15 protein-coding genes are annotated in these 14,023 nt (G+C 67.6%); 5 read left to right on the top strand and 10 right to left on the bottom strand.

Going from position 1 to position 14,023, the window contains the following annotated elements:
• Positions 1 to 115 precede the first annotated feature (115 nt).
• From ACZ7KI_RS01890 to ACZ7KI_RS01900, 3 genes are all read right to left on the bottom strand, one after another.
• Positions 116 to 631, bottom strand: coding sequence for a lytic polysaccharide monooxygenase auxiliary activity family 9 protein (locus tag ACZ7KI_RS01890; RefSeq protein WP_470271368.1), 516 nt, complete (start codon positions 629 to 631; stop codon positions 116 to 118).
• A 227-nt stretch (positions 632 to 858) separates the two neighbouring features.
• Positions 859 to 3,471, bottom strand: a complete 2,613-nt coding sequence (locus ACZ7KI_RS01895) for a CHAT domain-containing protein (protein WP_470271369.1) — start codon at positions 3,469 to 3,471, stop codon at positions 859 to 861.
• Between the two features lie 89 nt (positions 3,472 to 3,560).
• Entirely contained in the window at positions 3,561 to 3,734 is a 174-nt protein-coding gene (locus ACZ7KI_RS01900) for a hypothetical protein (RefSeq protein ID WP_470271370.1), read from the bottom strand.
• Positions 3,735 to 4,104: 370 nt separating this feature from the next.
• On the opposite strand from ACZ7KI_RS01900, the gene ACZ7KI_RS01905 reads away from it, so the two are divergent.
• Together ACZ7KI_RS01905 and ACZ7KI_RS01910 are read left to right on the top strand one after the other, a co-directional pair.
• Positions 4,105 to 4,731, top strand: coding sequence for a hypothetical protein (locus tag ACZ7KI_RS01905; protein WP_470271371.1), 627 nt, complete (start codon positions 4,105 to 4,107; stop codon positions 4,729 to 4,731).
• 52 nt (positions 4,732 to 4,783) lie between these two features.
• On the top strand, positions 4,784 to 5,131 hold the full coding sequence (locus ACZ7KI_RS01910; RefSeq protein WP_470271372.1) for a hypothetical protein: 348 nt from the start codon (positions 4,784 to 4,786) through the stop codon (positions 5,129 to 5,131).
• 67 nt (positions 5,132 to 5,198) lie between these two features.
• On the opposite strand, the gene ACZ7KI_RS01915 is transcribed toward ACZ7KI_RS01910, so the two are convergent.
• Entirely contained in the window at positions 5,199 to 5,657 is a 459-nt protein-coding gene (locus ACZ7KI_RS01915; RefSeq protein WP_470271373.1) for a hypothetical protein, read from the bottom strand.
• Positions 5,658 to 5,811: 154 nt separating this feature from the next.
• On the opposite strand from ACZ7KI_RS01915, the gene ACZ7KI_RS01920 reads away from it, so the two are divergent.
• Positions 5,812 to 6,708, top strand: coding sequence for an ABC transporter ATP-binding protein (locus tag ACZ7KI_RS01920; protein ID WP_470271374.1), 897 nt, complete (start codon positions 5,812 to 5,814; stop codon positions 6,706 to 6,708).
• Positions 6,698 to 7,522, top strand: coding sequence for an ABC transporter permease (locus tag ACZ7KI_RS01925; RefSeq protein WP_470271375.1), 825 nt, complete (start codon positions 6,698 to 6,700; stop codon positions 7,520 to 7,522). The genes ACZ7KI_RS01920 and ACZ7KI_RS01925 overlap by 11 nt, the downstream gene beginning before the upstream one ends.
• A 58-nt stretch (positions 7,523 to 7,580) precedes the next feature.
• On the opposite strand, the gene ACZ7KI_RS01930 is transcribed toward ACZ7KI_RS01925, so the two are convergent.
• The 5 genes from ACZ7KI_RS01930 to ACZ7KI_RS01950 form a co-directional block, all read right to left on the bottom strand.
• Entirely contained in the window at positions 7,581 to 8,438 is an 858-nt protein-coding gene (locus ACZ7KI_RS01930) for an oxidoreductase (protein WP_470271376.1), read from the bottom strand.
• Positions 8,439 to 8,524: 86 nt separating this feature from the next.
• On the bottom strand, positions 8,525 to 9,217 hold the full coding sequence (locus ACZ7KI_RS01935) for a TetR/AcrR family transcriptional regulator (RefSeq protein WP_470271377.1): 693 nt from the start codon (positions 9,215 to 9,217) through the stop codon (positions 8,525 to 8,527).
• Positions 9,218 to 9,237: 20 nt separating this feature from the next.
• On the bottom strand, positions 9,238 to 9,651 hold the full coding sequence (locus ACZ7KI_RS01940) for a PGPGW domain-containing protein (protein WP_465503037.1): 414 nt from the start codon (positions 9,649 to 9,651) through the stop codon (positions 9,238 to 9,240).
• 115 nt (positions 9,652 to 9,766) lie between these two features.
• Entirely contained in the window at positions 9,767 to 10,351 is a 585-nt protein-coding gene (locus ACZ7KI_RS01945; protein WP_470271378.1) for an FMN reductase, read from the bottom strand.
• Entirely contained in the window at positions 10,348 to 11,433 is a 1,086-nt protein-coding gene (locus ACZ7KI_RS01950) for an LLM class flavin-dependent oxidoreductase (RefSeq protein WP_470271379.1), read from the bottom strand. The genes ACZ7KI_RS01945 and ACZ7KI_RS01950 overlap by 4 nt, the downstream gene beginning before the upstream one ends.
• A gap of 158 nt (positions 11,434 to 11,591) precedes the next feature.
• On the opposite strand from ACZ7KI_RS01950, the gene ACZ7KI_RS01955 reads away from it, so the two are divergent.
• Entirely contained in the window at positions 11,592 to 13,019 is a 1,428-nt protein-coding gene (locus tag ACZ7KI_RS01955; protein WP_470271443.1) for a glycoside hydrolase family 76 protein, read from the top strand.
• Here the strand turns inward: ACZ7KI_RS01955 and ACZ7KI_RS01960 are convergent.
• Entirely contained in the window at positions 13,003 to 13,944 is a 942-nt protein-coding gene (locus tag ACZ7KI_RS01960; protein ID WP_470271380.1) for a hypothetical protein, read from the bottom strand. The two genes, ACZ7KI_RS01955 and ACZ7KI_RS01960, sit on opposite strands and share 17 nt — an antisense overlap.
• Between the last annotated feature and the right edge of the window lie 79 nt (positions 13,945 to 14,023).

Raw genomic sequence — 14,023 nt, forward strand, 5'->3', positions numbered from 1 at the left:
GGAACGGATTCCTCTGCGCTCTTTCGGGGGGGGGAGTTGGGGGGGGGGGGGGGTGGGGTTGTTCGGAGGGCTTTTTGGTTTCCCCCCCCCACCCCCCCCCCCCCGAGACCTGCTCTTAACTGATGTTGGCGTCGATACAGGCGTAAAACGCGTTCGCCGTGTCGTAGACGTTCCAGCGGGCGAGGATCTTGTGCCGCCCGCTCTGCTGCAGGTTCACACTGTGCGTGACCGTGGCGCCCGGCTGCGCGCCGTTGTCGTTGATGGTCGCGACCTTGGCGCCGTCGACGAAGTACTCCCAGGTGCTGGTGCGGTGGCGAGCCGTCAGCGTCCACCGGAACGAGGTGGTTCGGCCGAGGGAATGCACCTTCCAGCCTTTGCTGTCGTTGTTGAGATCCGCGAACCGGCCGACACCGCCGTTACAGCTCATGAGCCCCTTGGGACCCTCGACACTTTGCGGTTCCCATTTGATGTCACCACAGGAAACGGTGCCCTGCGCGCATTGCGCCTGCCTGCTCGCGGGTGAGGAAACGTAGCCGTGGGCACTGGCTGTTCCCGCCGGGATCGCGACCAGCGCGGCAGGCACCATCGCCGCACCTGCCGCCAGGGTCAGAAGCCTTCGTTTGAAGCTCATGCTTACCCCTTTCGACACCCACCGCTGACCCGGTGGCAGAACCGTCTTCGAACAGAGGTTCTGGGGCCACAGCGAGCGAAAACCAAGGACGGTTGGGACCACATCCGCCGAAGCGCCGAGCGGGCGAATGTGGTCTAGACCATAATTGGTTCAGACGACTTGGTCAAGAGTAACCAACCGGCCACTTCGACCCGTGAAGATCGAACAGAGGTTGTCAAGCCGGGCGTTCAGCCCGCACCCAAACAGACGAACGGTCGCCGGAACGGGTCAACCGCGATGGTGTCCGCGAGCGCGGTCGCCGGTCCGGCACCTTCGGCGAGCCCGCGGTGGTAGTCGTCCATCGCCGCCGCGGCGGCCTCGTCACCGACTCGGCTCAACGGCGCGATCACCGTCCGCGAACCGCTCGCGAGCAGCGCGCTGGCGAAACCGAGGACTTCGTCGCCGGGCCGGATCCGGTTCAGCGCGAGTTCGCACGCCGCGAAGACCACCTGCGACGGCGGCTGCGCGAGTCCCGCCATCTCGTGCGCGAAGAGCGCGCCGTCGGCCATTTCCAGCCGGGAGAACAAGGCGTTCTCGGGCTCGTGCGCGCCGTGCGCGGCGATGTGCGCGAGCTTCGCGCCGTCCAGCGCGCGCAGAACCGACTTCACCGTCGCGTCGGCGCCGGCCAACGTACGCGCGGTCCGATAATGCGTCGCGAGTTTGTCCAGCTCACCCCTGTTTCCGACCAACCCGGGTCCCCGGACGAGGACGACCTTCCGCGCGGGTGTCGCCGTCGAACGCTCCGCCCCCAGCCACGCCGTCGCCGAGGGGGCGACGACGATCGGCCGCGACCGCAGTGACGGCAGCACCCCCCACGGGACGGCGTACAGCGGTCCGGTCGGCACGACGACCAGACCGCGGTCCCCGAGCAACCCGGCCAGCGGCCGGATCAGCTGCACGTCGAGCCGATCGGCCTGCTTTCGCGCCGACCCGAGCACCGACCGCACCAGTGGCGCCGGCAACTGATCCGGCGCGAGCGCGTCGAGGTCGACGTTCAGCATCCGCGCGGATTCCGCCGCCAGCGCCGCCGAACCGAGCCGCACCAGTTCGCACCGTCCGCCCGCGACGACCACCGCCACCAGGTCGTCTCCGGAGTAGGCGAAACTCACCAGCGCGCGTTCGCCGAGTTCGCCGGCGACCTCGGCGAGCCGCGCGATCGGCCTCGGCCTGCCCCAGCGTCCGGTGTGCCACCCGAGCCGATGCGCCTCACGCAACCGCTCGGCGTGTTTCGCGCGCAAGGCCACCGTGGGGTGCCCGTCGTGCTGCGCCTGGTGGATCGCCTGATCCAGACCACGGACCTCCCCGACCCGCTCGGCGAGATCCGGATCGGTCGCCGCGACAGGTTCATACCGGTAGCTTTGCGCGCGCGTCCGCTCCGTCCAGGCGAACAGCCGGGCCGCGTCGGCGCGTTCCAGCACGATCTTGATCGCCAGATCTGCCAGCTCCTGGCCGTGCAACGCCGTCCCGGACACCAATTCGAGGCCGCCCATGCGGTCACGGACCCGGTCGAGTTCGGTCAGCCCGGCGCGGATCTCGGCCAGTGCCTTGGTCTTGTCCCCCTCGGCGACCGCGAGTTCCGCGCGGCAGAGGCGGCGCAACATCCGATAATCGACGGAAGTCAACCGCCCTGGCCGCGGAATCCGCGACAGCAGCTCGGCGGCGCGTTTACGCTTCCCCTTCCGCAGCTCGACCCGGACGGCCAGCATGCGTGCGAGCGCGGCCTGATCGGCGAGCCGCGGCATCGGCATCCGGTTCGCCGCGCGCAGCGCACGGGCGGTCAGGGTGAGCGGGATTTCGTTGGTGCGCAAGGCATCCCGCACGTCGGCCCGAAGACCGACGATGGTCGCGTTGGCGACGCAGGTCTGGCAACCCCAGCGGAGCATCCTGCGTCGCGCGGAAGTGGCATGGCCGCGGGCGAGTTCGAGATCGTCGCTCATCAACGCGGCGGACGCCCGGTACAACTCCACGTCGGCCAGATCCCGGGTGGTACTGGTCTGCTCGCGCATCTTTTCCAGCACGTCGTCCAGATGCCCGCCCGCCTCGTCGGCGAGTCCCGCCGCGAGCAGCGCTTTTCCTTGCTCGAGTCGCAGGATCGGATGAACCTCGACTTCAAGGGCCCGGTAGATCCGTTCGCTTTCCTCGTAGAGCCGAAGGGCGGCGGGCACATTCCCGATCCTCAGCTCGAGCGAGCCGAGCGGTCGCCGGACATCGGCCGCTTGCAAGCGCAGCTCGTACTTCTCCGCGAGGTCCATCGCACGAGACAGATCTTCGCGCGCCCTGCGAACATCACCCAGCCGGGTATACGCCAGTCCGCGCGTGATCATCGTGCCCAGATACGGATGGAGTACGGGAACGGGATCCTCCGCCGCGGAAAGAACGAATTCCTTGTGCTGGATCGAAGAATCGAAATAGGCGATGCCGTCCTCGTTCCGGCCGACAGCCATGAGCAGGAGCCCGTAGTTGTGGTCGATGGCACCGCTCAGCTCGGCACGCAGTCTTTGATCGCCGACTTCGGCCAGAAGCGACCGGACCTCATCCAGTTCGGCCAGCCCGACCGCGACCTCGCCGCCGGTTTCCGTGCCGAGTGCGACAAGGGAATTCGTGAGGCGGATCCGAGCGGCCAGCCACTCGGATCGGTCGCCGTGGACGCTGCGTTCCACGGCGTCGAGGACCGACATGCCCCGGTGGAGGAGCTTCAAACCCTCCCGTGGCCGCGCCGAGCAGACCGCGTCGACCCCGGCCCGCTGCAGGTCGCGCGCTTTACGGATGGCTTCCGCCACCCCGAGTTCCGTTACAGGCACTGATCTATGACAGCACAGTCCGTAGCCGAAAGTCGTCCGCCCGTCGAGGATCACCTCGGCGGGCGGACCGAAACCTTCAGCTCACCCGGTCAGGACGTCGGAGGCGGCGTCTGGATGCAGCCACCCGAGCACTCCAGCAGCCGGTCGCGATAGTGCTCGCAATCCGGGCTGTGTTCGTGTTGCGGCAGGTCGGACTTGGCCAGAGCCGGGTCGACCGGCTCCTCCTCCCCGATGGGATCCTTGACGTCCGTAGGCGTCGACATATGACGATCTCCTCCCCTGATGATCATTATTTTGTCGTGCCGGGCGACCCCATCGCCTCGGGTCCCCTCCATTCGCAGGCCCTCTTCCCGCGAATGGGGCAATAGTGCCACAACGGAGCAGTGATCGGGAGTGTTTACCTACACTGAGTCATCCTCGGCATCCAAAAGAGGGACGCTTCGTTAGCGGACCTCACGACTTGCTCCGGATGGCCCTACTCGGTCCACCGCCACGCCGATTCGCGACGAACTCCACTGCGCCATCCGGCCTAAGATCCAAAAATTCTTGTGACACAAGGGTTTCCGCGCACAAAGCCGGGGGCATCCACGGTCTGTCGGGGGATTTACCGGCAAATATCCGGAGGAGATAACGATGCCAACGTGGTTGGTCATCATCATCGTCATCGCCGCGATCCTGGTGGTGGGAGCGGTCGCCTGGCTCGTCATCGCGGGGCAACGCAAGCGGCGATTGCGAGAGACGTTCGGGCCCGAGTACGACCGGGCCGTCAAGGAACACGAGAGCCCACGGGAAGCGGAACGCGATCTTTCGTCGCGGATGAAACGCCATTCGGATCTCGACATCCGTCCCCTGCCGGCGACCACAAAGGACCATTACGCCCAGGAATGGGCGCTGATCCAGGAACAGTTCGTCGATCGCCCATCCGGCGCCGTCGTCGAAGCGGACCGGGTATTGGTCTCACTGATGGCCGAGCGCGGCTACCCGACCGAAGGGTACGACCAGCAGCTCGCGGATCTGTCCGTCCGGCACGCGAACACGTTGCGGCACTACCGCGCCGGGCACGACACGCTGGAGCACCATCGGGACTCCGAAATGTCCACAGAGGACATGCGTGAAGCGATGAAGCACTATCGCGTGGTGTTCGAAGATCTGTTGACCGACGGTGACGAAGGAGCGGAAAGTCATGGAAAGCAGGCCTCTGGGAACCGAGGGAACGGAACCGCGGACGGAGGATCGGCTCGACGAGGATCGGACCGCTGACGGTTTCGACCGAACCGCCGCGGACACCGAAGGCCGCGGCTCCGGGCATACCTTGAGCACCGAGGACCTGGTGGCGGCCGAACCCGACTCCACCACGGAGTCCGCCACCACCGAAGAGTCCACTGAGGACGGTGAGCACACCCTTTTCGACGACTCCGACGTGACACGGTTCCGGGAAAGCTGGCAGGGCATCCAGACGGCCTTCGTGGACGATCCGCAGCGGGCCGTCAAGGAAGCCGACGAACTGGTCGCCGTCGTGATCCAGAATCTGGCGACCACGTTCGCCGACCACAAGAAGGAACTGGAATCCGCGTGGAGCCAGGGTGAACCGGCCACCGAGGACCTCCGGATCGCGCTCCGCCGCTACCGGTCGTTCTTCAACCAGTTGCTCAGGGCGTAATCCGACCAGTCCGTGAAGGCCTCCTTCCCTACCCTCAAAGTAGGGAAGGAGGCCTTCACGGACTTTCTCAGGCGCCGGTGGTCGACCCCGGCCGCACGATCATCAGCACCGTCACCACGGCCCAGAGCAGATTGAACATCCCGGTGTACATCGCCACGCGCCCGGCCGTCAGCGGCTCCGACGGCGGCTCGGCGTCCAGCGCCGCGAGGATCGCCTTTTGCCCCGGCAGCACCAGCGCTGCCAGGACACCGGCGGCCGCGGCGGTGAGGACGATCGACACGAGGACCCACGCGTCGCCGAAGACCCGCATGCTGCCCGCCGTCGCCAGCCCGAAGAACGGCACGGCGAGACCGACGACGGCGTAGACCCGGCAGATCCGGTGCAGCGCGCGCAGCACGGAGAGACCGGAACCCGGTTCGGCGAAGGCGCGGCGGGCGGCGGCCGGGAACATGCTCGCCGCGACCGTGACCGGTCCGATCGCGATGACGGCGGCGAGGACATGGAGGATCAAGAGGACTTTCGACACGCCGCCGAGCCTAAGATCGTCACCCGCTCCTCCGGTACCGGTGTTTTCGACAGATATCACAGGATTCCGGCCATCGGCTACGTCCGGCGACGTACGCCGAGAGTCGCCTGTGAGCGGATGTGGCGCGGTCTCGCCGCGGACACCATTGGTCACCATGACCATTCCCGTGGACACAGACGAACTCACGAAACGGTACGGCGAACACCTCGCCGTCGACCGGATGAACCTGACCGTGCTGCCCGGCGAGATCTACGGCTTCCTCGGCCCGAACGGTGCCGGCAAGACCACGACGTTGCGGATGTTGCTGGGCCTCGTGCGGCCGACGTCCGGCGGCGTGCGGCTGTTCGGGCGGCCGCCCGGCGACCTCGACGGCGTCGGCGCGCTGATCGAATCGCCCGGCTTCTACCCGTATCTGTCCGGTTCGGACAATCTCAAGGTGCTGGCCCGGTACAGCGGAACGGATCCGCTCCGGGTCGGCGAAGTACTCGCGCTGGTCGATCTCGCCGATCGCGGCAAAGACCGGTATTCGACGTACTCCCTCGGCATGAAGCAGCGGCTCGGGGTCGCGGCGGCGTTGCTGAAGGATCCGCGGCTGCTGATCCTCGACGAGCCGACCAACGGACTCGACCCGGCCGGAATGGCCGACATGCGCGTGCTGATCCGGCGGCTCGGCGCGGAGGGGTGCACCGTACTGCTGTCGAGTCATCTGCTGGGCGAGGTCCAGCAGATCTGCGACCGCGTCGGCGTCGTCTCGCACGGGCGGCTGGTCGCGGAGAACACGGTCGCCGAACTCCGCGGTGGCACGGTGCTGCACATCGAAGTCGACGAGATCACCCGCGCCGCCGAGCTGGCGAAGCGCTGGATCGGTGGCGAGAACGTGCGGGCGAGCGGGACCGGTCTCGATCTGACCGTCGCCCCGGAGCGCGCGTCGTGGCTGAACCGCGAACTCGTGACGGAAGGGATCGCGGTGCGCGAACTGCATGTCCGCGAGCGGGATCTGGAACAGGTTTTCTTCGAGCTCACCGGAGAGGTGGCGGATCATGTGGGGTAGCTGTAGCGCCGAGCTGGCGAAACTCGTCCGGCGTCCGGCGAACTGGTTCATGCTGGGGATCGCGGTCGTGCTCGGGCTGACGTTCACCTACCTGCTGCCGCTGGCTGGCGCGGCGGGCTCGTCGAGCGGGGCGCCCGGTACGGATCGCGGGCTGGCCTCGACCATGCCGTCGAACCTGGTCGGCAACTCGATCGGCGGGCTTCCGGTGTTCCTCGGGGCGATCCTGCTCGTGATCGGGGTACTGGCTGTCGGCACCGAATACGGCTGGAGCACCTGGAAGACCGTGCTGACACAGGGTCCTTCGCGGTTGACCGTCTACAGTGGGAAGTTGTTCGCACTGGCCGTCGCGACGCTGACCGTCGTGCTGACGAGTTTCGCGACCGGTGCGGTCACGAGCGCGCTCATCGCGTCCTCCGAAGGCGAGCCGATGGACTGGCCGACGCTCGGTTCGCTGATCACCGGGATCGGCGCCGGCTGGCTGATCGCGATGACCTGGGCGGTACTCGGCGCGGCCCTCGCCGTCGCGATGCGCGGGGTGGCGCTGCCGATCGGACTCGGCCTGGTGTGGCTGCTCGTGGTCCAGAACCTGCTGTTCGGGGTCGCGGCCCCGCTGCTGGACTGGGTCGGCACGCTCCAGCTGGCCCTCCCCGGGGCCAACGCGGGTTCGCTGGCCGCGTCGCTCGGCGCTTCGGGTGCGACGCCAGGGGTCGGGGAACTCGTCAGTGTTCCCCAGTCGACGCTGGTGGTGGCCGGGTACCTGGTGGCCTTCGCCGTTCTCGGCGGCTGGCTGCTGCAGCGCCGGGATGTCCTCTGAAGTACGTGAAGGCCCCCTTCATTGCGCCAGGCGCGAGCAAGGGGGCCTTCATGTACTTCTACGCCAGGGCGTCGAGGTCCGCGATGACGTCCTTGGGCAGTTTCAGCTCCGCCGCGGCGATGTTCTCGCGCAGGTGCGACAGCGACGACGTCCCGGGGATCACCAGGATGTTCGGCGACCGCTGGAGCAGCCACGCGAGCGCGACCTGCATCGGCGTCGCGTCCACCCGGCGGGCGCAGTCGTCGAGCACGCCGGACTGCAGCGGGGTGAACCCGCCGAGCGGGAAGTACGGCACGAACGGGACGCTGATGGCCGCGAGGGCGTCGAGCAGCCCGTCGTTGGCACGCTGCGCGACGTTGTACTCGTTCTGCACGCAGACGACCGGCGCGACGGCGCGGGCTTCCTTGACCTGCTCCGCCGAGACGTGGCTCAGGCCGAGGTGCCGGATCAGGCCCTGCTGTCGCAACTCGGCGAGGACCTCGAAAGGCTCCGTGATCGAAACCGGGATCGGGAAGACTCCGTGCTCACCCGCGAGCCGCAGATTGACGACGTCGAGCACGTCGACGCCGAGGTTGCGCAGGTTGTCGTGGACCGCGGAGGTGAGTTCCTCCCGCGAGAGCGCCGAAGGCCAGCCCTTGTCCGGAGTCCGCTTCGCCCCGACCTTCGTGACGATGTGCAGGTTCTCCGGGTACGGGTGCAGCGCCTCGCGGATCAGCTCGTTGACCGTGTGCGGACCGTAGAAGTCGCTGGTGTCGATGTGGGTCACGCCCAGCTCGACAGCCTCGCGAAGGACGGCGATCGCGGTCTCGCGGTCACTCGGCGGCCCCCAGATGCCGGGGCCGGACAGCCGCATGGCGCCGTAGCCCATCCGGCTCACGGTGAGATCGCCGAGAGTGAGGGTGCCGCCTGGGCTCATGATCGCTCCTTGTGCAAGTGGGTTGCGCTCACCTTAGGCAGGTCCGGCCGCTCCGGCGCGGGCAGGAAGGGAGCAAGGGACCTTTGCTATCGCCCGACGCTCTGACCAGCACGAACGACCAGGCCGACCAGCTGATTGGCCAGCCCTTCGGTCAGCCCGTCGACGAACATCTCGCGGCCGGCGGGTGCTCCCCGTTCGGCCAGAACCGTCGCCACGGCCTCGCCCGGGTTCGCGTAGGGCCACATACCCGCGACGAGGATGAAGACGGCCTTAGCGAAGTGCCCGGCCGCCTCGGCGTCCAACGGGACCTGGGCGCGGACGACCTCGGCGAGCCGTTCGGTCCGCTCGGCGGCCCGGCTCTTGAACGTCCGCGCGGTCTCCACGGAGATGTTGCGTTCGAGCACGGCGGCCATCGTGCTGATCAGCTCGCACAGGAGCCGCTGCCGCGAGATCGACGTCGCTATGACGGTCGCGACGCGCACTTCGCGCTCCCAACCAGGCTTCGCGTCGCGAGGAGCGCCTAGCTCGCCTTCAAGCTCGTCGAGCCACGCGACCCAGATCGCGTCGAGGACTTCCAGGAAGATCGCCTCGCGGCTGTCGAAGTACCGCAGCACGTTCGACTTCGCGAGGCCGACGCGATCGCTCAGTTCTCGCAGGCTGATCCGGGAAACCGGCCGCTCGGCCAGTAGTTCGCGCGCCGCCCCGAGGATCGCCGTGCGCCGGGCCTCCACCTGTTCAGGCCGCCGGGCGCGCTGAAAGTCGGGGGCCACGCGCCGCACGCTACCAGACCACCCGGCTGTTATTCGGTCTTCGCGGCCCTTCGGTCGTGCACCCGCTTGTAGCTCCAGATCAGCAGCGCGAACAGGATGAGCCCGGACAGGATCAGGCTCGAACCGGTGCTCCAGCCGCCGAGCGGCAGCCCGGGCACCAGCCACCAGACGACCCCCGCCGCCAGCAGGCACAGCCCGGCCAGCACCGAACCGGCGATGCGCAGCGGCGAAGAAACGCTGTCCTCGGCCGCCTTCATCGCCCTGTCCCGGATGGGATCGACGTACTTCTCCACCACCGGGAACTCCGACGCCAGCACGAGCAGCCCCGCGAGCACGAGCAACAGGCCCGGTCCGGGCAGCACGAGCAGTGCGATGCCGACCAGCAGGAGAATGCCGCCCGCGACCAGGATCAGCACCTGCTTCACGGGTTTTCCGATGCCCACCGTTTTCTCCTCGCCGTCGTCTTTCTCCGATTGTGCCCGTCGGACGGGAAACGCGCTGGTCCGGGCAACGGCAGGAGCTGTCGGTTTCGCGGAAGCGATAGCAAAGGTCCCTTGCTCACTCCCCCGCGCGCAGCAGCTGCTCGAAAGGCACGAACCCGCTGGTCGGAGCCGCCGCCGTCCCCTCCGAGGACAGCCGGGAGGCGAACTCCCGTCCCGCCCGCGAAGCCCGCCCGTCGAGATCGCCCGGAGACGCCCAGTCCGACGAAGCCGCGTACACCGCCGTCGCGACAGGCTCGGCGCGTAGGTAGGCGAAGAGCGGACGTAGCGCGAAGTCGAGCACCAGCGAGTGCCGTTCGGTCCCGCCGGTGGCGCCGATCAGCACCGGCTTCCCGTCGAGCGCCTTCGGGTCCAGCACGTCGAAGAACGATTTGAACAGCCCGCTGTACGACGCGGTGAACACCGGCGTGACGGCGATCAGGCCGTCCGCGGCGGTCACCGTGTCGATGGCCGCGCGCAGCGCCGGGGAGGGAAATCCGGTCAGCATGTTCTTCGTGACGTCGAGGGCCAGGTCCCGGAGTTCGATCACCTCGATCTTCACGTCCGGCAGCGCGGAAGAAACCGCCGCGGCGAGTTTGTCCGCGAGCAGCCTCGTCGAAGACGGCTGGCTCAACCCCGCCGTCACGACAGCGATCGTGGTCATGCGGTCACCGCCGAAGAAGCCTCGACAAGCGAAGCGTGCGTAGGCGCCTCGGGAACATGAGCCGGACGAAGGGAGTCGAGTTCCTTGCGCAGCACCGGAATCACGTGCTCGCCCAGCAGGTCGAGCTGCTCCAGGACGGTCTTCAACGGCAGCCCGGCGTGGTCCATCAGGAACAGCTGACGCTGGTAGTCGCCGAAGTGCTCGCGGAAGGTCAGCGTCTTGTCGATCACCTCTTGCGGGCTGCCCACGGTCAGCGGCGTCTGCTCGGTGAACTCCTCCAGCGACGGGCCGTGTCCGTACACCGGCGCGTTGTCGAAGTACGGCCGGAACTCCCGCACCGCGTCCTGCGACTTCGGCCGCAGGAACACCTGGCCGCCGAGGCCGACGATGGCCTGGTCCGCCTTGCCGTGCCCGTAGTGCTCGTACCGCTCGCGGTACAGCTCGATCAACGCCTGGAAGTGCTCTTTCGGCCAGAAGATGTGGTTCGCGAAGAACCCGTCGCCGTAGTAAGCGGCCTGCTCCGCGATCTCCGGGCTCCGGATCGAACCGTGCCAGACGAACGGCGGCACGCCGTCGAGCGGACGCGGGGTCGAGGTGAACTCCTGCAGCGGCGTCCGGAACTTGCCGGACCAGCTGACCACGTCCTCACGCCACAACCGGTGCAGCAAATGGTAGTTCTCGATGGCCAGCGGGATGCCCTGCCGGATGTCCTGCCCGAACCACGGGTACACCGGTCCGGTGTTGCCGCGGCCCATCATCAGGTCGACCCGTCCGTCGGCGAGATGCTGCAGCATCGCGAAATCCTCGGCGATCTTCACCGGGTCGTTCGTGGTGATCAGCGTCGTCGACGTGGAAAGAACGAGTTTCGACGTCCGCGCGGCGATGTAGCCCAGCATCGTCGTCGGCGAGGACGGCACGAAGGGCGGGTTGTGGTGCTCGCCGGTGGCGAACACGTCGAGGCCGACCTCTTCGGCCTTGAGCGCGATCCGCACCATCGCCTTGATGCGCTCGTACTCGCTGGGCGCCTCCCCGGTGGTCGGGTCGGTCGTCACATCGCCCACCGTGAAGATTCCGAACTGCATGACCTGCTCCCTTGTCACCGGGTTATCGTTGCTTGAGCGTTCAACTTTACGCGCGGAAGAGATATTCCCGGCCACCGCCCTACTGGTCCAGACCTTCGGCGCGAGCTGAACGAGTGACTTGGTCGGACATCGAGGTGAGCGCGCTCACACTCGAAGCCATGTGGCTCACCTCCCTGCTTGTGACAACGTTGACATTGGCACTCTCCCCCGCCACTCCCATCACTCCGGCCCCGTCTGTCACGGCGACCATCTGCGCCAAGTACTGCGACGGCCGCGATCCCGCGGTCGCCGTCGGCGACAGAAGACCCAGCACGGCGACGGTCTGGGGCCGCGCCCTCACCCTGCACCTCTCCGACGGCGACGACATGGGCTGGGGCAGCGTCGAAAACGGCGATCCCGGTGACGAAGTGTGGCTCGACCGCTCCTTCGACGGCGGGCGCACCTGGACCGGTGACAGCCGGATCGGCGACACGAAGATCCCCGACGGCCAACGCGGCTGGCGGACGCTGATGTTCAACGTCGACGACCCCGCCACCCACCGGTTCGGCGCGCTCCGCGGCTGCGGGAAGGCGGGCAACCGGCCGGAAATCGCCTGCACGCCGTGGTTCCGCACCACCGTCGCCGCGGGCGGCCGCACCGAAGCGGCGGCCACCGCGTTGATGCAGTTCTACGACAACGGCACCGGGCTCTGGCAGACCACGGGCTGGTGGAACTCCGCGAACGCGCTCACCGCGATCCTCGACTACAGCCTCCGCACCGGCTCGCCGAACTACCGCTACGCGATCGGGAACACCTTCGATCGCAACCGGGGCAACAACTTCACGAACGAATACATCGACGACACCGGTTGGTGGGCGCTCACCTGGATCCGGGCCTACGACCTGACCAAGGACCGCCGCTACCTCGATACCGCCGTCATCGCGGCGAACTACATGTACTCCTACCGCGACGGCACCTGCGGCGGCGGTCTGTGGTGGTCGACGGCGCGGACGTACAAGAACGCGGTCACCAACGAGTTGTACGTCAAGGTCGCCGCGTCCTTGCACAACCGCCTCCCCGGCGACACGGTCCAGCTCGCGCGGGCACGCGAGGTCTGGGACTGGTTCGAGAACAGCGGCATGGTCAACGGGAGCGGCCTCGTCAACGACGGCCTGAACTCCTCGTGCGCCAACAACGGTGACGCCGTGTGGAGCTACAACCAGGGCATCGTCCTCGGCGCGCTGGTCGAGCTGAACCGTGCGACCGGTGACGCCGCGCTGCTCACGAGGGCCCGCCGGCTCGCCGACGCCTCCACCACGGCACCGTCGCTGCATTCCGGCGGGATCCTGCGCGACCCGTGCGAGTCCGGCGACTGCGGCGCGGACGGCCCGTCGTTCAAGGGCGCGTACGCCCGCAACCTCGGCGAACTGGACCGGGCGCTCACGGGCAGGCCGTACCGCGCTTACCTGACCCGCCAAGCGAATTCGACGGTCGCGAACAACCGCACCTCACTCGATCAGCACGGCCTGCGCTGGGCCGGTCCGGTCGACCGCATCGACGCGGCCCGTCAGCACAGCGCGCTGGAGGTCCTCACGGCAGCCCTCTGATCACCGGCGTCGGGACGTGCAGCCAGGCGAGGACCTCGGTCTCCTTCTCGTTGACGAGCACCTGCCGGTAGCTCATCGTGTCGAGACCGGGGCCGCCCTGGTCCTGGACGTCCTCGTGGAACCGGTCCGACACGAGCACCACCACGGGCGACTCGGCCGGCGCCTCCGCAAGCGCTTTCCGGAGCACCTGTGAATCGAGCAGCCTGGCGAGCAGCACTTTCGGCCGCCCCGTCACGCCGTACTCGTCGAGCGTGACCTCGCCGGCGTGGATCGCCACGCGCACCCGGATCCGCAGCGTCGGATCGGTGACCACGTTGTACTTGGCCAGCTCCGCCGCCAGTTGCGAAAGCAGCGGGAGCAGCAGCCGGAACTTCGGGAAATGCGGCGGGACGACGACGATCATCCCGTCGCCGGTATCCCGTTTGAGACACATGTTCCAGGAGATCCCGCTGGCCTCGAAGGCGTTGGCCAGCAGGCCGAAGAGCATCCGCCGCACCTGGACGAAGATGTCGCTGCTGCGCCCGACCTGGCCGAATCCGGCGATGTCGATCGAGAACAGCCCGCAGTGCATGCCGGATTCGACCCAGACCGTCCGCTGCGGGTAGAGGATCTTCTTCCGCAGCAGGGCGAGGTGGACGCAGGACACGGTGATCAACAGGATCGTGCCGAAGAACCACGAGAGGGCCATGCCCGTCTCGACTTCGCTCTCTGTTCCCCCGGTCTCGAGCAGCCAGATCAGACCGAGGGAGGCCAGGCCGTAGATCAGCACGTACAGCAACACGAACGGACGGCGCAGCCGGATCGCCGCGTGCACGAACGGCAAGGGCGCGAGCAGCCCGAGTGACGCGATGACCACCACGAAATACCAAAGACTCACCACACGCTGCGCGGTCGACGCGCGCGTGGGACCGACTCCGACGGCCACTTCCCGATTCCCCCTGCCGCCCCCAGCAGTGTGACAGTGGAAACCATAACGCCTCACCAGGTGAGTGTCAGGAGCAGGA

This window comes from Amycolatopsis sp. NPDC039088 (genome assembly GCF_055598845.1).